This window comes from Rhizobium sp. SEMIA 4085 (assembly GCF_013004495.1).
Classification (GTDB): domain Bacteria; phylum Pseudomonadota; class Alphaproteobacteria; order Rhizobiales; family Rhizobiaceae; genus Rhizobium; species Rhizobium gallicum.
Window position 1 is genome coordinate 1 of record NZ_JABEPH010000074.1, and the last position, 19,530, is coordinate 19,530.

Sequence of the window (19,530 nt, forward strand, 5' to 3'; positions counted from 1 at the left end):
CCATGAAACGCTCCTTCAAGCTGCGTCAAGAGTGATTGAAGCAAACCACTAGTTACAGGCTGCACGTGCCGCGTCGCTGAGATGCAGGTAGTGATGGGTGCGGCGATAAAGGATGTCCTCGGCCGTCGCGGCCCATTCCGTCGCAACGAGATAGCGGGCTTCGGCCTCATAAAGCTGCCCGCCGAAATGCCGCCCGAGCCCTTGGATGCCAGTCGCCCCCGCAATCACATTCTTCGTGCGGGCGCCATAGAGACGGCCGTAGTGATGCACGAGCTTGCGCGGCATCCATGGATAGGCATCGCGCAGGCTGTTGGCGAAGGTCTCGTAGTCGGCATTCGGAATTTCGCCGCCGGGCAACGGCGCCTTCTCCGTCCAGTCCCCGCCCATGTTCGGAAAAATATGCTTGAGACGTTGCATGCCCCGTTCGGCAAGTTCACGGAATGTGGTGATCTTACCACCGAAGACGTTGAGCAGAGGGGCGCCGCCGGTCTCGTCGAGATCGAAGACATAGTCGCGGGTAACGGCGGAGGGATTGCCCTTGCCGTCGTCGAAAAGTGGACGAACGCCGGAGAAGCTGTGCAGCACATCCTCTCGGCGTAGCTTCTCCTTGAAGTAGCGATTGACCGCCTTCAGCAAATAATCGATTTCCGCATCGTCGGCGGACACGTCCTCGGCGCGGCCTTCATAGGCGATATCGGTCGTCCCGATCAGCGCCTTGTCGCCCTCATAGGGGTTGATGAAAATGACGCGCTTGTCGTGGTTCTGGACCAGATAGGCATTGGAGCCGGCCCAGAACTTCGGCACGATGATATGGCTACCTTTCACGAGACGGACGTTGCGGCCGGAGTTCGAGCCGGTGACACGATTGATGATGTCCATCACCCAGGGGCCGGCGCAGTTGACGAGACATTTTGCGCGGAAGGTTCGCGTCTCTCCGGTGAGGCTGTTTTTCGTGGTAACGATCCAGCTGCCTCTCTCACGGCGCGCCGAGATTGCTGCCGATCGAGTGAGAATAGTAGCGCCCTTTTCCGCCGCGCTGACTGCATTCAGGATCACGAGGCGGGCGTCATCGACCCAGCAATCGGAATACTCGAAGCCGCGCGTGTATTGATCGAGGATTGGGGTTCCCTCCGGATCGCGCAGCAGATTGAGCGTGCGTGTGCCCGGCAGTTTTTTGCGGCCGCCAAGGTGATCGTAAAGGAACAGGCCGAGCCGCACGAGCCACGCCGGACGATCCTGCGGGCTGTGCGGCAGGACGAAGCGCATCGGCCAGATAATATGCGGCGCGGCATTGAGCAACACTTCACGCTCGATTAGCGCCTCGCGCACCAGGCGGAATTCGTAGTATTCGAGATAACGCAGACCGCCATGCACCAGTTTGCCCGAACGAGACGAGGTTCCCTGTGCCAAATCGTCCTTATCGCACAGCGCGACTTTCAGCCCGCGGCCCGCAGCATCGCGTGCGATTCCCGCGCCATTGATGCCTCCGCCGATGACGAAGAGATCCAGGAGGTCGGGTTCAGTCATGTCATGCTCCTTCGATGCCTGCTGCATCAAAACTTGATTTACTCGCTTACCGGCGATGTCGTTGCGGCTCGGGCGAGCTTGGCCCAGGCAGGCGCCATTGCCTGGCGCACATCGGTGTAGGCGGAAAATAGCTGGTCGAACCGGGCAGCCTCGTTTACATCCGGAATCTCCGCGTCGCCGAGCAGCGGCGTCACCCAGTCGGCAATGCAATCGTCCATGCTGGAATAGACGCCGACGGCCACTGCGGCCATCATCGCCACGCCGGCGGCCCCCGTCTCATCGCGGCGCGACTGGCGGATCGGTGCGTTAACGGCGGCCGAGAGTGAACGGCGAAGGGCGACCGAGCGTGTTGCGCCGCCCGTGATCCGCAACTCTTCGGGCATCGCGCCCATTGCCGCGTAGCAATCGCGGGTGGCAAGCCCCAACCCTTCGACCACACTGCGCAGCAGGTCGGGGAAGCCGTGGCGCGTAGAAAGCCCCGTGAAGCCCGCGCGCGCATCGGCGCTGACGAAGGGCCCACGTTCCCCAGCTTCGGAGATGTAGGGATGGTAAAGCACCGAACCCGGCCGGCTTTGCGCAAACCAGCCGTCGATGCGCGCAATCAGGTCTGCATGCGAAGCGGGCTTGCCCGCCTCGGCCATCAGATAGGCGGCGACGTCGAGGATCCAGTCGATGTTGATCGTAGCGCCCATGTTGGTCTGGACCTGGGTGACGATGCCGGGGATGGGCAGGGCGATCACATAGCCCGTTCCCTCATGATTGAGCTGAACGTCAGCAACGGGCTTGGCACGCATGTGCACGCCCGTCGAGCCGATCGTCGAACAGGCGGCATTGCGAGCGTGGCTGCGCACGCCTGCACCAAGCGCCGTCATCGCCATGTCCACATAACCAAGGCAGACCGGCGTACCGGCAAGAAGTCCGCAGGCCCTCGCCGCCTCACACGTCAGCGGGTGACTGATCTCGATACCGTCGATGATTTCGGGCAGAAGCGCACGTCTATGGCTCAGGCCAAGCGCATCGATCACCATCGCATCATATTGCCGCGTCCGGAAGTTGCCGAAGGTAAAGCTCGCTTCGGACGGATCGGTCGCCCGCACGGTTGTCAGGTTGAGATAAAGCCAGTCCTTGCAGTGCAGCGCCGTCTCCGCTCGGTCGAGAAGGTCCGGTGTGAAGCGATCCATATGGGCGAGTTGCGCACCCTGCTGGCAAGTGTTGAGGCCGGTGCCCGTTGCCTCGAAGCGGGCACGGTTCTCATGTCCGCCGGCAAGCGAGCTGACCGTCGGTGCGGCACGCGCATCGAGCCATAGCCAGGCATCAGCGACCGGCGTATTGCCGCGGCCGACGAGCCAGGTGCCGTCGCCCTGGCCGGTGACCGCGACGGCTGCGGTGCGTGATGCGAGACTGGTTACTTTTTCTCCAAGGCCACGTAATGCGCTGGCGCAATCAAGCCAAGTCTGACTCAGCGATTGCGTTGCGGAACCGTCGTCTCCCGTGGTGTATCTGTTGCGTACGGAGGCCGTGGCGATCTGGCGTCCGGACAGATTAAAGGCCACCGCCTTGATGACGGAGGTACCGGCATCTATTCCGATGATGATCCTCTCAGTCGATGTCATCGCAGGACCATCCCGCCGCTATTGCGAACGCCTCGGCGGCTGTTACGCGCGTCCAATTCATCTGAAGTCCTCCCGATCGGCAAGATTCGTTGGGGATTTGGCATGCGGCTCCCGACGGGTTCGGTCTTTCTGTGGCCTGCGGCGAGCGCGCTGTCTTTTGATATCCTGATGAAGTGTGCGGCTGAACCTCCGACAGGCCTCGCTGCGGAATATAACATAAAGATACCATAAGGCTAGTAAGATTTTACTGGAATTGAAATTTTTTTCAACTAGAATAATTTGCATAAGAGTGTAGAAAGCCGCTTGCGAAGTGATGCGCCGCAACGCCATCATCGCCAGTGTCCGCTGCGCATGATTTGAATAATACGCAATCCCTACAGCAAGTTACGTGCCTCTATCGGGCATGAAGCGTAGAGGAGAGTTTGTGCGTTTGCTTCCAATTATTCCGCGCAGTCGCGGGAAAACTGAACTCGAAGTTATGCGTCTTTGCTCACGTTCTCATCAAGCGGCCGTTGACAAGTCGCAAAAATTATAACATGGTTTGCGACGTAAATAACACAGTTCTATCACGGAGGTCCCGCTTCCGGATCGAGAGCTGCAGGTCAGGTGGTTGGAGGAGACAGCCGCCGGTCTTGCTGAGGAGGCTTCCAAATGAGGATTTTTGTGCACGGTTGCGGTCCTGTCGGTGATACGCCGATTTATTGCTCTGGTGCGGCGCAACGGCTCCGCCGGTCTGCGATTGCTGCCGCACTCGCCATTCTTTCCTTGCCATTCAAGTCAAAGGCCGTCCGGAGATGAGTACACCGCCTGATTATGCAGCAGCAAAGCCGAGCAGCGGCAATTTCAAGCTTATCGCAAGCGCGGCGCTTGCCGTCATCGTCGTTGGAGCGATTGCGCTCGATACCACGGTCGTCAAGATCGGCTCCGCCGACGATGTCCGCCAACAGGCATTTTCCGCGGAGACTTTCGGCGCAGAGCAGTTTCCGAAGATTAAGGCGAATGTTGAGGATCGGGCCGTTGCGGTCGCCGAGCTTGCGGCCGCAATCGCTGCCGACAAGAAGGCAGCCGCCGAAAAATACGGGACTGCGACGAGCACCGGACCGGTGATCCCCGTTACTCTGACGGGTGTCTTTGGCGCACGCAAGGCAAACATTAGCGAGATAAAAGTCGACGGGTTGCCTCCCCAGACGGTGGTCCGTGTCCAGACCGGTCCTGCGGTCAATGGCACGGACCTCCGTGACGCGACCGGAACCATCGAATTCGGGCAGTTTACCAACCAGATCCAGTATCAGGATGCCGGATCGGCCATCAACAACGAGATGAAGAAGACGGTCTTTGCGGGCCTCGATCCTGACAGGCTGGATGGAAAGACGGCGACCGTGGTGGGTGTCTTCAAGCTCATCAACCCGAAGAACTGGCTCGTCACGCCGGTGAAGGTCGAGGTCAAATGAGCCAGCCGCCATGCAACTCCGGAAGCCGGGGCGAGGTTGTACTTGCCGCTCGCAATATCGCCAAGTCCTATGGCAATGTTCACGCCCTGAAAGGAGTGAACTTTGACATCCACCGCGGCCAGGTGACGACCCTGTTCGGAGAGAACGGCGCGGGCAAGTCGACTTTGATGAAAATCCTTTCAGGCGTCGTGCAGCCGAGTTCCGGCGAGATTATCCTCGACGGCTCGCCTGTCAGCTTTGCATCGTCGACCCATGCGCGCGGGTGCGGGATTTCTATCATTCACCAGGAGCTCAGCCTGGCACCCAATCTCAGCGTCCGTGACAACATCTTCATGGGTCGAGAGATCATCAAGGGTGGGGTTGTCGACTTCGCCGAGGAAGAGCGCCAGACACGTACGCTCATGGAAGAGCTCGAGGAAGACATCGATCCGCTGACGCGCGTCGAAGATCTCCGCCTCGGCCAGCAGCAGATCGTCGAGATCGCGCGCGCCCTTTCTATCAATTCGCGTATCCTCATCATGGACGAACCGACTTCGGCACTGAGCGCCACCGAAGTGCAAGTACTCTTCAAGGTCATCCATGACCTAACCAGCCGCGGCGTCTCGATCGTCTACATCTCGCATCATCTGGAAGAGGCCCTGCAGATCACCCACCACGCCGTTGTGCTGCGCGACGGGAACATGACGGCCTATGCGGAGCGCAAGGATATCGACCTCGAATGGATCGTCCGCAACATGGTCGGCGAGAACTTCGACCTCGGCAATCCACCGCAAGGCCATCAGTTCGGAGCAGTGGCGCTTTCCATCGAAAACCTCAGTGTTCCCGGTCCTTCCGGCGCTGCCTATAATGCAGTCGACCGCCTATCGTTGCAGGTGCGCGCCGGCGAGGTCGTCTGCATATACGGGCTGATGGGGGCCGGGCGGACGGAACTCCTTGAATGTATCGCCGGTCGCCTGCGTTCGAACGGCGGCAAGGTTCTCCTCGAGGGCCAGGACGTCGGCGGGCTCAGCATCGCCGGGCGCATCGCCGGCGGTCTCGTCCTCGTACCCGAAGATCGCCAGCGCGATGGCCTCGTCCAGACGATGACCGTCGGATCCAATCTGTCGCTTGCGAGCATCGGCGCCTTTACAAACGGGCTGTTCACCTCCGGCCATCGGGAGCGCGATCTCGTCAACGATGCGATCCGCCGGGTGCATGTAAAGACCGATGGCGGCACGGCAGCTATCGGCTCGCTGTCCGGCGGCAACCAACAGAAGGTCGTCATCGGCAAGGTGCTGGCAACCCAGCCGAAGGTGATCCTGCTCGACGAGCCGAGCCGCGGGATCGATATCGGCGCCAAGGCCGAAGTGTTCAAGCTGCTGTCGGAGCGCGCCAAGCAGGGACTGGCGGTCATCTATTCGACGTCCGAAGTCAATGAATGCCTGAGCATCGCGCACCGCATCATCGTTATGCACCGCGGCAGGATATCGGCCGAGTTTGGCTCGCACGTCACCAAGGAAAAGATCATGGCAGCCTCCGGCGAAGCCGTGGTCGCGCACTAGCCCGGAACTATGGAGCGCTGAGTATGTCAGTCACAAACATCGTCGAGAAGAAGTCAGTTTCCACCGGGCAGAAGCGCAATACCAACGTCGTGCGTCTCATCCTCGAAGGCCGGGCATTCTTTGCGCTGATCGTCATCATCGCAGTCTTCTCGTTCCTGTCGCCTTACTATTTCACGCTGAACAACTTCCTGATCATGGCGTCGCACGTCGCGATCTTTGGCATTTTGGCAATCGGCATGCTGTTGGTGATCCTCAACGGCGGCATCGACCTATCGGTGGGCTCGACGCTGGGGCTCGCAGGCTGCATCGCCGGTTTCATGATGCAAGGCGTCACGCTCAACTATTTCGGCGTCATCCTCTATCCGCCGGTCTGGGCCGTCGTCATCATGACATGTGCGCTTGGTGCTTTGGTGGGTGCCGTCAACGGCGTGCTGATCGCTTACCTCAAGGTGCCGGCCTTCGTCGCTTCGCTGGGTGTGCTCTATGTAGCCCGCGGTATTGCGCTGTTGATGACCAATGGCCTGACCTACAACAATCTCGGCGGCCGCCCCGAGCTCGGCAATACCGGGTTTGATTGGCTCGGCTTCAACCGGCTCGCAGGCATCCCGATCGGCGTGATCGTGCTTGCGGTTCTGGCAATCGTCTGCGGCATCGTGCTGAGCCGCACGGCCTTCGGCCGTTGGCTCTATGCCTCGGGTGGTAACGAACGTGCGGCCGACCTTTCGGGCGTTCCCGTCAAGCGCGTCAAGATCGTCGTCTATGTGCTGTCGGGTGCCTGTGCCGCGATCGCTGGCCTGGTGCTGTCGTCGCAGCTGACCTCCGCCGGTCCGACGGCCGGCACCACGTACGAACTGACGGCGATCGCAGCCGTCGTCATCGGTGGTGCAGCGCTGACCGGCGGCCGCGGTACGGTTCGCGGCACAATGCTCGGGGCCTTCGTCATCGGCTTCCTCTCGGACGGCCTCGTCATCATCGGCGTCTCAGCCTACTGGCAGACCGTCTTCACCGGGGCGGTGATCGTTCTCGCCGTCCTCATGAACAGCATCCAATACGGCCGCCGGGTCAAATCGTCCTGACGGCGTCAACTGAACTTATCCGCGACGGCAGGCTGGATTCCATGAAGGCCGATTGGGGAAAGCACCGCCGGGTCTCCGGCAAAACTGAGCTCACTAATGGGAGAGAGACTATGTTTAAAAAAGGCATGCGCATTCTTCTCGCCGCCGCGACTGTGGCACCGCTTCTTGCAAGCTCGGCCTGGGCGGCCGGGATGATGACGATCATCGTCAACGACCCGTCGAACCCGTACTGGCTGACGGAAGGCAACGTTGCCAAAGCCGCTGCCGAAAAGCTTGGCTATACCGCCTCGGTCAGCGCGCACAAGGGTGACACCAACACTGAAAGCAACCTGATCGATACGGCCATCACCAACAAGTCGGTTGCGATTATCCTTGATCCGGCAAATGCTGACGGTTCCGTCGGTGCGGTGAAGAAGGCCGTTGCCGCAGGCATTCCGGTTATCCTCGTCAACGCGGAAATCAACCAGGAAGGCCTGGCGAAGGCGCAGCTCGTTTCCAACAACGCCCAGGGTGCGGCACTCGGTGCCCAGCAGTGGGTCGAAGCTATAGGCGACAAGGGCAACTATGCCGAGCTTTTCGGCGCACCGTCGGACAACAATGCCGCGACGCGCTCCAACGGCTATGAGACCGTGCTTTCGCAGTATCCGGACCTGAAGAAGGCTGCCAAGGAAGTCGCCAACTGGGACCGTACTCAGGGACATAACAAGATGCAGTCCATGCTGCAGGCAAACCCGGACATCGTCGGAGTCATCTCTGGCAACGACGAAATGGCGCTGGGCGCCATCGCCGCTCTCAAGGAAGCCGGCAAGCTCGCCAACATCAAGGTCGGCGGTTTTGACGGTTCTCCGGATGCCGTTGCGGCCATCAAGGCAGGTGAACTCCAGTACACCGTCCTGCAGCCGGTTGCCGTGTTCTCCCAAGAAGCGGTGAAGCAGGCAGACAGCATCATCAGGACCGGCAACACCGGTGCCAAGAGCGAGAAACAGCTTTTCGATTGCCTGCTGATCACCAAGGACAATGTGGACAAGTACACGGGTCCGTTCGTCTTGTCGCAGTAATCGTCGAAGGGGCGCTCGAAAGGCGCCCCTTTTCAGCGACGGCGGCAGACTGCTCGGCTCTCCGGATGCCGGAAACGCTGACTGCGCACCGCAACCGCCCGTTCCATGTCGCCTTTTTGCCTTGGGGCGGCAATCACTGTACGAAGCTGGAATCCAGAACTCAGCGACAAGGGTGACCCGTGACACAGAAGACGAGCCAGGGCGACGATCTGTTGGACCAGCTTACGAGCGACAGCCGCCAGACGCGTCAGATCGCTCGCCGGCGCATGATTGCCGAGGCCGTCATGAATGAAGGCTCGATGCGGATAGAAGACCTCACCGACCGTTTCGGGATCAGCCTGATGACTGCTCATCGCGACGTGGACGAACTTGTCAGCCGCGGTCTCTTCAGGAAGACGCGCGGTATCGTCACTGCGGCTGCCACCAATCTCATAGAATCAAGCGAGGTCTATCGCTCAAACCGCCAGTCGGCGGAGAAGAAGCTGATCGCCGAAGCGGCGATGCAGTTCGTTGAGCCGGGGCAGGCCATCTTCTTCGATGATTCGACCACTGTCCTACAGATGGCGGCGCATCTGCCGTCGAAGGTACCGGTCACGGCCATCACCAATTCGCTCACGCTCATGAACGCGCTGAAGGGCATGCACGACGTGACGCTGCTCGCACTCGGTGGACAGTATCACAACTGGTGTAACGCCTTCATGGGTCGCATGACCATCAACGAGATCAGGGGTCTCAGGGCCGATGTCGCGTTCATCTCCATGTCGGCGATCAGCGACGGCACGGTGCTACACCAATCCCCGGAGACGGTCGATACCAAGCGTGCCATGTTCGACTGTTCCGTCAAGCGCATCCTGCTTGCCGATTACACGAAGTTCGAGCAGCGGGCGCTTCACAGTTTTGCGGCACTGGACGAGTTCGACGTCGTCATCGTCGACGACAAGACGCAGCCGGCGCACATCGACCGCATGCGGTCCAGAGATATCAACGTTGTCATCGCCAAGGGCGCCGGAGGGCGCTCGTGACCGGACAAGCCCGTTGCTGATAGCGAGGTAAAAGCGAATGCCGAGTCTGCTCGGGATCGATAGTGGCCTGACGGTCACCAAGGCCGTCATCTTCGATATTGACGGCACGCCGCTCGCAGTCGCCCGGCGCCGCGTCACCCAGTTTATCCCAAAGGCCCGCCATATCGAACGGGACATGGACGAATTGTGGAGCGCGACGGCAGACGCGATTCGGGAGGCGATCACGCTGAGCAATCGGCCGGCAAGCGACGTCCAGGGCATCGCCGCAACGGCCCACGGGGATGGCATCTACCTGCTCGACCACGAGCGGATACCTTTGGGCCGGGCCATCCTGTCCCTGGACAGCCGGGCCGGTGCCGTCATCGATCGGTGGATGGAAAACAATGTCGCCGACCAAGCCATCGAGCTCACGGGTCAGATCCCCCATGTCTCCGCACCATCGACACTGCTTGCCTGGATCCGCGACATGGAACCCGAGCGGTTCAAACGCATTGGTCATTTTCTGAGCTGCAAGGACTGGCTGCGGTTTTGCCTGACAGGCATCGTCGGTACGGATCGCACGGAGGCAAGTACCTCCTTTACCGATGTGAAGACACAGGAATACAGCCAGGAGGCCCTGAGGCTCTTTGGGTTGCAGAAACTTGTCCATGCTCTGCCGCCGGCCGCGCGTTCTGATCAAATCATCGGGCGCGTGACACGTGAGGCGGCGCACCTGACCGGTCTTGCCGAGGGAACGCCGGTCGTGGCCGGGCTGCATGACGTCACGGCCTCCGCGCTCGGGGCAGGCGGCTATGCCAAGGGCGTCGTCGCCGTCATTGCCGGTACCTATTCGATCAATGAGACGCTATCGTCGGAACCGCGGGTCGACCGGCGTTGGTTCTGCCGCAACGGCATCGCGCCCGGCATCTGGAACAACATGTCGATCTCGCCGGCATCGACCGCGAATTACGACTGGTTTCTCGACAAGCTATGCGCCGGCGAGCGGACGAAGGGCGAGGTGCAAGGCAGCTCCATTCACGCGTTGCTCGCGCCGGAAATCGATGCGGCTTTCGATCGGCCATCGACGGCGCTCTTCCATCCCTATCTGTTCGGTTCGCCCTATGGTGCTTCGGCAAGTGCCGGCTTCTTCGGACTTGGCGGCTGGCACGATCGAGGCGACATGCTGCGGGCCGTGCTTGAGGGTATCGCTTTCAATCATCGCATCCATGTCGATGCACTTGGCGACGGCTTTGAATTTGAAGAGGCAAGGCTTGCCGGGGGTGTCTCGCGCAACCCGCTGGTCGTTCAGATGTTCGCCGACGTGCTCGGCATACCGGTGACCGTGACCGAAACGGATGAGGCCGCCGCCTGGGGTGCTGCTCTTTGCGCCGGATCGGGCGCCGGCGCTTATGCTAATCCGCAGAGCGATCCGCGCGACATCACCCGCATCGCGAAGACGTGCCAGCCGGATGCGGCACGCAGGGCGGACTACGACAAACGCTACCGGGTCTTCCGCCAGATCGCCGACGCAATGACGCCTCTTTGGCCGAAAATTGCAGGCCTTGCGCCGGAGCAATCGGTAACCGACGAGGCAGAACCCCGGCACTGATGTGTGGGTGATTTAGGACGACAAGATCATGACTCCCGACATGCAGCAACGATTCTCTAACCTTGGAGAGGGCGACATCGACGTTCTGATCATCGGAGCGGGCATCAATGGTGCCGGACTGTTTCGCGACCTTTCGGTCCAAGGCGTCAATTGCGTGATCGTCGACAAGGCCGATTTCGGCTCCGGGACGAGTGCTGCGCCATCGCGTCTTATTCACGGCGGCCTGAAATATCTGGAGACGGGCGAGTTCGGTTTGGTCGCCCAGTCGACGTTGGAGCGCAATTTGCTGCTGAAGAACGCTCCGCATTACGTCGAGCCATTGCCTACTTTCATACCGGTGTTTTCCTGGACACGGGGTATTTGGGCAGCGCTGCGCACGCTGCTTGGCTCCAAGACTGCGCCACGCAGCCGGGGGGCCGTTCTCATCAAGATCGCGCTTAGGCTCTACGATTTCTTTGGATCACGCGACCAGGTCATGCCGCGCCATCGGTTGATCCTGAAAAAGAAGGCGCGCAAGGAAATGCCGCACCTCACCCCGGCAATCGTTGCCGGCGGAATTTATTACGACGCCAAGATCAGCAGGCCTGAGCGGCTCGTCTACGAACTCGTCATGGACGGGCTCGAGGCAAATGCGAAGAGCCTTGCCGCCAATTTCGCGACGCTTGCGGCAGTCTCCGGCGGGCGGCTGACATTCAGGCAACCGGACGACGACGAATTTGCTGTGTCTCCCAAACTGGTGGTGAACGCCGCCGGTCCCTGGATCGATCACGTCAATGGGGCGCTCGGCGCTCCCTCTCGGATGATCGGCGGAACGAAGGGTTCCCACATTCTGCTGGATCACCCTGAGCTTGTTCGCAGCCTGAACGGCCACATGATCTATTTCGAGGCCGACGATGGGCGCATCTGCCTCGTCTACAACTATCTCGGGATGGCGCTCATCGGTTCCACTGATATCCCTGCCGACGACCCGGATAATGTCCGCTGCGAGGAACCGGAAACCGAGTATTTCCTCGATAGCATCCGCTCGCTGCTACCGACGCTTCGCTTCGATCGTGATCAGATCGTCTACAGTTATAGCGGCATCCGTCCGCTGCCGGCCTCCGACGCGACCACCCCGGGGCTGATCAGTCGCGATCATTCCGCACCGGTGAAGGAGCCGGAAGAAGGCAGGCCGTTTCCGATCATCTCGCTGGTCGGCGGAAAGTGGACTACTTTCCGCGGTTTTGCCGAGGAAGTTGCCGATTCCGTTCTCGCGCGCCTGCAGCATGTTCGCAAGAAGTCGACCCGCTACCTGCCGATCGGTGGCGGGAAGGCCTTCCCAATGGAAGTGCGGCAACGAAGCGTCTGGATCAAGGAAATTGCGGCGCGGACCGACGCGCCGGTCGAGCGCGTGGACGAACTGCTTGGCCGCTACGGAACGACGGCTGCGGCCGTGCTCTCTTTCTCGTCGGCATATTCCGATGACCAGCGGCTGACGGGCGCGGGGCACTACAGTTTCAAGGAAGTCGACTGGATTGCTCGAAACGAACTCGTCGTACATCTCTCCGATATAGTCCTTCGGCGCACGACGCTTGCTATTGAAGGCCGCTTGAAGCTCGAAGGCTTGCGGGAAATCGCCGGTGTCGCCGGGGCTGCGCTCGGCTGGAACGACGAACGCATTGCAGGCGAGATCGAGGACGTCGTCAACCAGCTTGATAAATTCCATGGCCAGACGCTCGCAAGCAGGGTGCCTGCCTGCCGCCGGGCCTAAGCAGGCACAGCGCCCCGCGTCAGCATAGGCTGCAGCTCAAGAGAAGATCGGATCGAGCGAACCGGATTTGTAGCGCTTGGCCATGTCCGACACAGGCAGCGGCGTAATCCGGCTTGCCATCCCGGCGGTGCCGAACTGTTCGAAGCGCTCCTTGCAGAGCTTGCTGAGCGCAGCCATCGCCGGCTTAAGATATTTGCGCGGGTCGAATTCGCTCGGATCTTCCTGCAGCACTCGGCGGATCTGGCCGGTCATCGCCATCCTGCCGTCGGTATCGATGTTCACCTTGCGCACGCCGTTCTTGATGCCGCGCTGGATTTCTTCGACCGGCACGCCCCATGTCGGCTTCATCTGGCCGCCGTACTTGTTGATGATCTCCTGCAGCTCGATCGGGACTGACGACGAGCCGTGCATGACGAGGTGCGTATTCGGCAGTTTCCGGTGGATCTCTTCGATGACGCTCATCGCCAGTACCGATCCATCCGGCTGGCGGGTGAATTTGTAGGCACCATGCGACGTCCCCATGGCGATCGCCAGCGCATCGACCTTGGTTTCGCGCACGAACTTTACGGCCTCGTCGGGGTTTGTCAGCAGCTGGTCATGCGACAGCTTGCCTTCGGCGCCGTGGCCGTCCTCGGCCTCGCCCATGCCGGTTTCCAGCGAGCCGAGAACGCCGAGTTCGCCCTCGACCGAGATGCCGCCGAAATGCGCCATGTCCGTCACCATCTTGGTGACGCTGACATTGTAGGCCCAGTCAGCCGGTGTCTTGGCATCCGCCTCCAGCGAACCGTCCATCATCACCGAAGTGAAGCCCGCTTGGATCGCCGTCATGCAGCTCGACGGATCGTTGCCGTGGTCGAGATGAACGCAGACTGGAATATGTGGATAGATCTCGACGACGGCATCCATCATGTGCTTCAGCATGATGTCGTGGGCGTAGGCGCGCGCTCCGCGCGACGCCTGCATGATAACCGGTGCATGAGAGGCGTCCGCGGCCTCCATGATGGCGAGTGCCTGCTCCATGTTGTTGATATTGAAGGCGGGAACGCCGTAGCCTTCCTCCGCAGCGTGATCGAGCAGCTGCCTCAGCGTGATGCGTGCCATTGAAGATTTCCCCATATCGATGGTCGAACGGAACGCCGCCATCCTGTCGAAAGTAGAGCCCCGGCGCGCTGGCTGTTCGCGCGCCCATTTGTAAAGGGCAGAATGGCATAGGAGGAGGAATGTAACAAGCCGCAATAACAATATCACAAACAGTATGATATTTGCGGGGAGCCAGCGACGCATGCGCTCCACCGATCGAACGGTGACCAGGAAGGCGGCAAAGCGGACTTTTCCGCCGCAACATCTCAATGAAACTGCAGCTGTTGGTCCCGCCAGCTCGTGGGGGCAGGGCGTGACAAACTTTGGCTGCGTCAGTAGTCTCGCGCGACCAGCCGGCGATCCCGCTGCAACAACCGACCTATTGAGAGGAACCATGAAGCGAACCTATTTTGCGGCCACCTTGGTGGTGGCGTGGAGTCTGACATCGGCGCTGACCGTCGCGGCGGACGACGCTCTTTCGGAAATCAAGAAGGCTGGCGTGATCAAGATCGGCACGACGGGCGACTACAAGCCCTTCAGCTACAAAGCTGCTGATGGCACCCTCACGGGTGCCGACATCGCCATGGCCAAGGATCTTGCTGCCGATCTCGGTGTCAAGGCGGACTTCGTTACCACAACCTGGAAAACAATGCTGGACGATTTCAAGGCCGGCAAGTTCGACATCGCACTCGGCGGCATTACCGTAAACGCAGCCCGTGACGAAGTGGGCGATTTCTCGGTGCCCAATGTGACCGACGGCAAGCGACCGATTGCGCGCTGCGAGGATAAGGAAAAATATACCACGCTTGATGCAATCGACCGACCCTCCGTGCGGGTAATCGTCAATCCGGGCGGGACCAACGACAAGTTCGCCCACGAACATTTCGACGAGGCGTCCATCCAGGTCTTTCCCGACAACAAGACAATTTTTGACCAGATTGCGTCGGGCAGGGCCGACGTGATGGTCACGGACGGCGTGGAGGTGGACCTGCAGTCCAAGCTGCATGCCAGTGTCCTGTGCCCGGTCGCCGTCAAAGAGCCGTTCACGCATTTCCAGAATGCTTATCTGCTGCGCGAAGATCCCGCCTTAAAGGCGGCGGTGGACGCTTTCATGCGCAAGCAACTGGAAAGCGGTGGATGGAAAGAGAAACTCGACGCGGCAATGCAGTAAGGAATCTCTGCTGCGTAATAGCGGACGTATTCTCCGCCCTCATCTGCTGGGATCGTCGTAAGCACTCAGCGGAACCAATAGGCCTAACTTGACGTCCCTCAGCACTACATTCGTGTGCATGCGCCGGATCTGCGGGTTTTCTTTCATGATCAGGGCCGCGATGTCGTCATAATGCTCGACGTCGCGGGCCGTGATAATGGTAATCAAATCCACCGCTCCGGTAACGTAGTAAACTTGCTGGATGTGATCCTGCTTTTCCGCCCAAAGGCGGAACTTCGCTAGCGCATCGTAGTTGTCACGCTCGATCTCCAATCCGGCGATGAACACCATCGGTGTGCCCGTCGCCTTGCGATCGACGACGGCTACTTCTGCCTTGATGATGCCGTCCTCGCGCAGGCGTTTCAGCCGCCTCTGCACCGCCGAGGTCGAAAGCCCGACCTTTTCGGCGATGGTTTCCGCCGTCAGCTGACAATTGCGCTGAATGATGTCGAGTATGTCGCGATCAAAGCCATCCAATCTTTCCATGCTGCTCCCTCCTCCTCCTACGGCGAAATCACCCGGCGACACCGGTGTACTGTCATATTAAACGCATAAGAAACAGATTTCTGCATAATAAATGCAAAACAATCAGAATTTGCGCGCAAATACCGCAGCTATCCGCGATATTCTCCAAACATTATTTGAACCGGTGCCGCGCATGACAAAACCGTCTATCCAGGCCCTTCGTGTGGATGATCTTCACAAGAGCTATGGCCCACATGAAGTCCTCAAGGGCATTTCGACAACGGCGCGTAAAGGCGACGTGATTTCGATCATCGGTTCGTCGGGCTCCGGGAAGAGTACATTTCTGCGCTGCATCAATTTGCTGGAGATCCCCGATCGGGGCCGCATTGTCGTGAACGGCGAGGAAATCGCTTTGAAACGCGCCCGCAGCGGGCAGATGCAGCCGGTGAACTGGCGGCAGATCGAGCGGTTGCGCACGGGCCTCGGCATGGTTTTCCAGACCTTCAACCTCTGGGCACATCGAACGGTTCTTGAGAACATCATCGAAGCACCAGTCCAGGTCATGGGATATGCTCGCCGCGAGGCCATCGAGAAGGCGGACGCTCTCCTCAATAAGGTTGGGCTCTACGAAAAGCGCGACGCATACCCCGCCTTTCTTTCCGGCGGCCAGCAGCAACGGGCGGCCATTGCCCGGGCGCTTTGTGTCGATCCGGCCGTCATGCTGTTCGACGAGCCGACCTCGGCGCTCGATCCCGAGCTGGTCGGAGAGGTGCTCAAGGTGATCCGCGAGCTCGCGGAGGAGGGCCGCACAATGCTGATCGTCACCCATGAGATGCGCTTTGCCCGCGACGTCTCAAGCCACGTTCTCTTCCTGCATCAGGGCCTGATCGAGGAGGAGGGATCGCCTCGGCAGATCTTCGACGCCCCACTCAGTGCCCGTTGCCGAGAATTTACCGGCGTGCTCGCCCATCATTGATCCGCTGCTTGGTCACAGATACCCCAAACAGGAGAAATCCACGAATGAAACTGCTCCCCCTGCTGCTCGCCGGCGCCACGATTGCCATTTCTGCCATCACGGCTCAGGCTGAAGTCCGTTTTGGCGTCATGAACGAATCGTATCCTCCCTTTTTCGCCAAGGATGCCTCCGGTGAGTGGCAGGGCTGGGAAATCGACCTGATGAACGCCGTGTGCGAGCAGATGAAGGAGAAATGCTCAGTTGTCGAGGTCTCCTGGGATGGGCTCATTCCGGCGCTGCAGAGCAAGAAATTCGACGTCATCTGGTCGTCGATGTCAAACACTGCAGAGCGATCGAAGGTCATTGACTTCACCGAGAAGTATTACAACACGCCGAGCACTTTGATCGGCCCAAAAGACCAGAAGCCCGGCGCGACGGCCGATGACGTGAAGGACAAAACTCTCGGCATTCAGGTCTCAACCATCCAATCGGAATACTATAAGAAGTATTTCGCCGATGTCGCTGACGAGAAGACCTATCAGACCCTGGACGAGGCATTCCAGGATCTTGCCGCCGGCCGCATCGACTATGTGTTCGGGGATTCGCTTGCCCTTGATGCATTCCTGAAAAGTGACGCCGGCAAGGATTGCTGCGTCAAGATGGGTGACGTCGCCGACGACGAGGCGATTCTCGGAGCTGGCGTTTCCGGCGGCCTGCGAAAGGAAGATTCTAAGCTCAAGGCAAAGCTGAATGCTGCGATCGCCGCCGTGCGCGCCAGCGGCAAGTACGGTGAAATCACCAAGAAATATTTCGCCTTCGACATCTACGGTACGAACTGACCTCGATCCCGGACCCGGCCGGACGATGGCAACCGAACCACGAGGCATATTAGACCTGCTCTCCCCCTATCCGCCCGGATGGGGCGGAACCCTACTTGTCGGTGCCGCCTCCACGATCGCCATCTCCGCCGGCGCTTTCCTGATCGGCATTCTGCTCGGGACGGGAGGCGCGCTTGGCAAGCTTTCCGGCAACAGGCCGCTCGGCTTGCTGCTCAATGTCTATACGACGGCTATCCGTGCCATTCCGGAACTGATTTTGATCGTCGGGCTCTATTATGCGGGAATGGACGGCCTCAACCGGCTTTTGGCCGGGCTCAATCTGCCTGCGATCGAAGTGAACGGCTTCGTCGTCGCCGTCGCAGTGCTCGGCTTCGTGCAGGGTGCCTATATGACGGAAGTGCTGCGCGGCGCGATCCTCGCCATCCCCGTTGGTCAGATCGACGCGGCGAAGGCCTTCGGCATGGGGCCGATGCTGCGTTTCCGCCGAGTCATCCTGCCGGCATTATTGCCAAACGCCCTTCCGGGCCTTGCCAATCTGTGGATGTCGGTCACCAAGGACAGCGCGCTCGTTGCCGTCGTCGGCTATCAGGAACTGGCGCTCGCCACTCGCCTGGCTGGCGCGAGCACCAAGCATTATTTCATCTTCTTCCTGGCATCTGCCCTTCTCTATCTCGCTCTCACGCTCGTTTCCAATATCGCCTTCAACCTGATCGAGCGCCATGTGCGGCGCGGACAGCCGAAGCCTGCCTAAGGAGCACACGGCATGACCTTCTCGTGGATAGCCTCCTATTGGTCGCTTCTATTGGCGGGCGCCGCGCAGACGGTGCTGCTGCTGGTGATCTCGGTCGTCTTCGGATTCATCCTGGCGATCGGCCTCGCCTTCGCGCAGGTGAGCGGCGGCCCGGTGACGCAATATCTCGCTCGCGGCTACTGCACCTTCCTGCGCGGCACGCCGCTGCTAATCCAGCTCTGGCTTTTTTATTACGGCGTCGGTTCGCTGCTGCCAATGATCCCAGGCCTGCGCCAGAGCCTGTTCTGGCCCATCCTGCGTGAGGGCTTCTTCTTCGCAGCCGTGAGCTTTACGCTAAACTATGCCGCCTACGAGGCGGAAGTGCTGCGCGGCGCGCTGCTCGCAGTGCCCAAGGGCGAGTTGGAAGCGGGCCGAGCCTTCGGCATGCGTCCTTTCACCCTGATCCGGCGCATATGGCTGCCCCGGGCCATTCGCATCGCATTGCCGACAATCGGCAGCGAAATCGTCATGCAGCTCAAAGCGACACCGCTCGCATTTACCGTCACAGTGATGGATCTATACGCGGTGGCGAGCAAGGTGCGCCAGGACACGCTGCTCGTTTATGAGCCGCTGATCGTCGTTACTGTCTTCTATCTCATTCTCACGGCAATCATCGCTCGTGCCTTCCGCCTCCTCGAGGCGCAGGTGCCATCGCGACGCTAACGCCAACGCGGAAATCGATCATGATTCCACACCTTTGCGGACTTGTTTCGCCGTGCTGGCAGAAATGAGTGCTGGAAGGTCATCCGCCAGAGACGCTTCCGGTTGTCGATCGGCTCGAAACTGCGGACGACATCATCGCCAAATGCGGCCAGGCTTTGCGGCCGGCTTTAGATTTAATTCCCCTACGGAGACCTATCCATGAGCAGACTGCGCATTCTCGACGGCGGCATGAGCCGCGAACTCCTGCGCCTCGGTGCCGAATTGAAGCAGCCGGAATGGTCGGCACTGGCGCTGGTCAATTCGCCAGAAATTGTCCAAAAGGTCCACGAGGAATTCATCGCCGCCGGCTCGGACGTCGTCACCACCAACAGCTATGCGCTGGTGCCTTTCCACATCGGCGAAGAGCGGTTTCAGAAGGAAGGGGCGGCGCTAACCGCGCTCTCGGGCCAGTTGGCACGCAAAGCCGCCGATGCCGTCAAGGATCGGAAAGTCCTGGTTGCTGGTTCGCTGCCGCCAATCTTCGGTTCCTACGAACCTCAGAACTTTGATCCTTTGCGGGTCCAGGACTATCTCAAGGTGCTAGTTGAACAGCGCAGCCCCTTTGTGGACCTGTGGCTCGGGGAAACCCTCAGCCTGATCGCCGAGGGCGAGGCAGTGCGCACTGCAGTTTCCGCAAACGGGAAGCCATTCTGGATCTCGTTTACGCTGGCCGATGACGAGGTACAAGTCAAAGGAGGTGAACCGAAGCTGCGTTCCGGCGAGCGGGTCGACGATGCGGCGAATTGGGCAGCCTCGTCTGGCGCGCAGGCGCTCTTGTTCAACTGCAGCAAGCCAGAAGTCATGCGGGCGGCGGTTGAAATCGCGTCTCGTGCGTTCCAGACTAGATGCGCCCCGGTAGAGAT

16 protein-coding genes and 1 pseudogene are annotated in these 19,530 nt (G+C 60.0%); 13 read left to right on the forward strand and 4 right to left on the reverse strand.

The annotated features are described in order from the left end of the window. Nucleotides 1-48: 48 nt before the first annotated feature. Both C9413_RS10305 and C9413_RS10310 read right to left on the reverse strand, forming a co-directional pair. Nucleotides 49-1,527, reverse strand: coding sequence for a glycerol-3-phosphate dehydrogenase (locus C9413_RS10305; RefSeq protein WP_170250429.1), 1,479 nt, complete (start codon nt 1,525-1,527; stop codon nt 49-51). Between the two features lie 38 nt (nt 1,528-1,565). Further along, entirely contained in the window at nt 1,566-3,140 is a 1,575-nt protein-coding gene (locus C9413_RS10310; RefSeq protein ID WP_040114942.1) for an FGGY-family carbohydrate kinase, read from the reverse strand. A 794-nt stretch (nt 3,141-3,934) separates the two neighbouring features. Between C9413_RS10310 and C9413_RS10315 the strand changes: the two genes are divergently transcribed. The 7 genes and pseudogenes from C9413_RS10315 (at nt 3,935) to C9413_RS10345 (ending at nt 12,654) form a co-directional block, all read left to right on the forward strand. Further along, complete coding sequence (locus tag C9413_RS10315; RefSeq protein WP_040114943.1) at nt 3,935-4,591, forward strand: DUF2291 family protein; 657 nt, start codon at nt 3,935-3,937, stop codon at nt 4,589-4,591. Next, nucleotides 4,588-6,132, forward strand: coding sequence for a sugar ABC transporter ATP-binding protein (locus C9413_RS10320; protein WP_040114944.1), 1,545 nt, complete (start codon nt 4,588-4,590; stop codon nt 6,130-6,132). The genes C9413_RS10315 and C9413_RS10320 overlap by 4 nt, the downstream gene beginning before the upstream one ends. A gap of 23 nt (nt 6,133-6,155) precedes the next feature. Further along, complete coding sequence (locus C9413_RS10325) at nt 6,156-7,208, forward strand: ABC transporter permease (protein WP_040114945.1); 1,053 nt, start codon at nt 6,156-6,158, stop codon at nt 7,206-7,208. Between the two features lie 110 nt (nt 7,209-7,318). Further along, entirely contained in the window at nt 7,319-8,266 is a 948-nt protein-coding gene (locus tag C9413_RS10330) for a D-ribose ABC transporter substrate-binding protein (protein WP_040114946.1), read from the forward strand. Between the two features lie 179 nt (nt 8,267-8,445). Continuing rightward, complete coding sequence (locus tag C9413_RS10335) at nt 8,446-9,288, forward strand: DeoR/GlpR family DNA-binding transcription regulator (protein ID WP_040114947.1); 843 nt, start codon at nt 8,446-8,448, stop codon at nt 9,286-9,288. A 37-nt stretch (nt 9,289-9,325) separates the two neighbouring features. After that, nucleotides 9,326-10,876, forward strand: a complete 1,551-nt coding sequence (locus C9413_RS10340; protein ID WP_040114948.1) for an FGGY-family carbohydrate kinase — start codon at nt 9,326-9,328, stop codon at nt 10,874-10,876. A gap of 28 nt (nt 10,877-10,904) precedes the next feature. Further along, nucleotides 10,905-12,654, forward strand: a pseudogene (locus tag C9413_RS10345) (glycerol-3-phosphate dehydrogenase/oxidase). Between the two features lie 8 nt (nt 12,655-12,662). Here the strand turns inward: C9413_RS10345 and fba are convergent. Then, nucleotides 12,663-13,727: a class II fructose-bisphosphate aldolase gene (fba, locus tag C9413_RS10350; protein WP_040114949.1), complete on the reverse strand. Its 1,065-nt coding sequence runs from the start codon at nt 13,725-13,727 to the stop codon at nt 12,663-12,665. A gap of 373 nt (nt 13,728-14,100) precedes the next feature. On the opposite strand from fba, the gene C9413_RS10355 reads away from it, so the two are divergent. Next, nucleotides 14,101-14,877 (forward strand): transporter substrate-binding domain-containing protein, encoded by a 777-nt coding sequence (locus C9413_RS10355; RefSeq protein WP_040114950.1) that lies wholly within the window; start codon nt 14,101-14,103, stop codon nt 14,875-14,877. Nucleotides 14,878-14,916: 39 nt separating this feature from the next. Here the strand turns inward: C9413_RS10355 and C9413_RS10360 are convergent, their stop codons facing one another. Continuing rightward, nucleotides 14,917-15,402, reverse strand: a complete 486-nt coding sequence (locus tag C9413_RS10360) for an Lrp/AsnC family transcriptional regulator (RefSeq protein ID WP_040114951.1) — start codon at nt 15,400-15,402, stop codon at nt 14,917-14,919. Nucleotides 15,403-15,574: 172 nt separating this feature from the next. Between C9413_RS10360 and C9413_RS10365 the strand changes: the two genes are divergently transcribed. The 5 genes from C9413_RS10365 to C9413_RS10385 form a co-directional block, all read left to right on the forward strand. Further along, a complete protein-coding gene (locus C9413_RS10365; RefSeq protein ID WP_040116488.1) occupies nt 15,575-16,357 on the forward strand; it encodes an ATP-binding cassette domain-containing protein in 783 nt (260 codons plus the stop codon). A 44-nt stretch (nt 16,358-16,401) separates the two neighbouring features. Next, nucleotides 16,402-17,175 (forward strand): transporter substrate-binding domain-containing protein, encoded by a 774-nt coding sequence (locus tag C9413_RS10370; RefSeq protein WP_040114952.1) that lies wholly within the window; start codon nt 16,402-16,404, stop codon nt 17,173-17,175. A gap of 25 nt (nt 17,176-17,200) precedes the next feature. Next, a complete protein-coding gene (locus C9413_RS10375) occupies nt 17,201-17,926 on the forward strand; it encodes an ABC transporter permease subunit (protein WP_040114953.1) in 726 nt (241 codons plus the stop codon). A gap of 12 nt (nt 17,927-17,938) precedes the next feature. Further along, nucleotides 17,939-18,628, forward strand: a complete 690-nt coding sequence (locus C9413_RS10380; RefSeq protein WP_040114954.1) for an ABC transporter permease — start codon at nt 17,939-17,941, stop codon at nt 18,626-18,628. Between the two features lie 198 nt (nt 18,629-18,826). After that, nucleotides 18,827-19,530 (forward strand): homocysteine S-methyltransferase family protein (locus C9413_RS10385; protein WP_170250431.1); only part of this gene is annotated, 704 nt, incomplete at its 3' end.

Coding starts and splice junctions, on each gene's coding strand:
- C9413_RS10365 (WP_040116488.1), top strand. CDS start 15,575: ATGACAAAACCGTCTATCCAGGCCCTTCGTGTGGATGATCTTCACAAG.
- C9413_RS10380 (WP_040114954.1), top strand. CDS start 17,939: ATGACCTTCTCGTGGATAGCCTCCTATTGGTCGCTTCTATTGGCGGGC.
- fba (WP_040114949.1), bottom strand. CDS start 13,727: ATGGCACGCATCACGCTGAGGCAGCTGCTCGATCACGCTGCGGAGGAA.
- C9413_RS10355 (WP_040114950.1), top strand. CDS start 14,101: ATGAAGCGAACCTATTTTGCGGCCACCTTGGTGGTGGCGTGGAGTCTG.
- C9413_RS10370 (WP_040114952.1), top strand. CDS start 16,402: ATGAAACTGCTCCCCCTGCTGCTCGCCGGCGCCACGATTGCCATTTCT.
- C9413_RS10315 (WP_040114943.1), top strand. CDS start 3,935: ATGAGTACACCGCCTGATTATGCAGCAGCAAAGCCGAGCAGCGGCAAT.
- C9413_RS10330 (WP_040114946.1), top strand. CDS start 7,319: ATGTTTAAAAAAGGCATGCGCATTCTTCTCGCCGCCGCGACTGTGGCA.
- C9413_RS10360 (WP_040114951.1), bottom strand. CDS start 15,402: ATGGAAAGATTGGATGGCTTTGATCGCGACATACTCGACATCATTCAG.
- C9413_RS10340 (WP_040114948.1), top strand. CDS start 9,326: ATGCCGAGTCTGCTCGGGATCGATAGTGGCCTGACGGTCACCAAGGCC.
- C9413_RS10325 (WP_040114945.1), top strand. CDS start 6,156: ATGTCAGTCACAAACATCGTCGAGAAGAAGTCAGTTTCCACCGGGCAG.
- C9413_RS10305 (WP_170250429.1), bottom strand. CDS start 1,527: ATGACTGAACCCGACCTCCTGGATCTCTTCGTCATCGGCGGAGGCATC.
- C9413_RS10320 (WP_040114944.1), top strand. CDS start 4,588: ATGAGCCAGCCGCCATGCAACTCCGGAAGCCGGGGCGAGGTTGTACTT.
- C9413_RS10375 (WP_040114953.1), top strand. CDS start 17,201: ATGGCAACCGAACCACGAGGCATATTAGACCTGCTCTCCCCCTATCCG.
- C9413_RS10310 (WP_040114942.1), bottom strand. CDS start 3,140: ATGACATCGACTGAGAGGATCATCATCGGAATAGATGCCGGTACCTCC.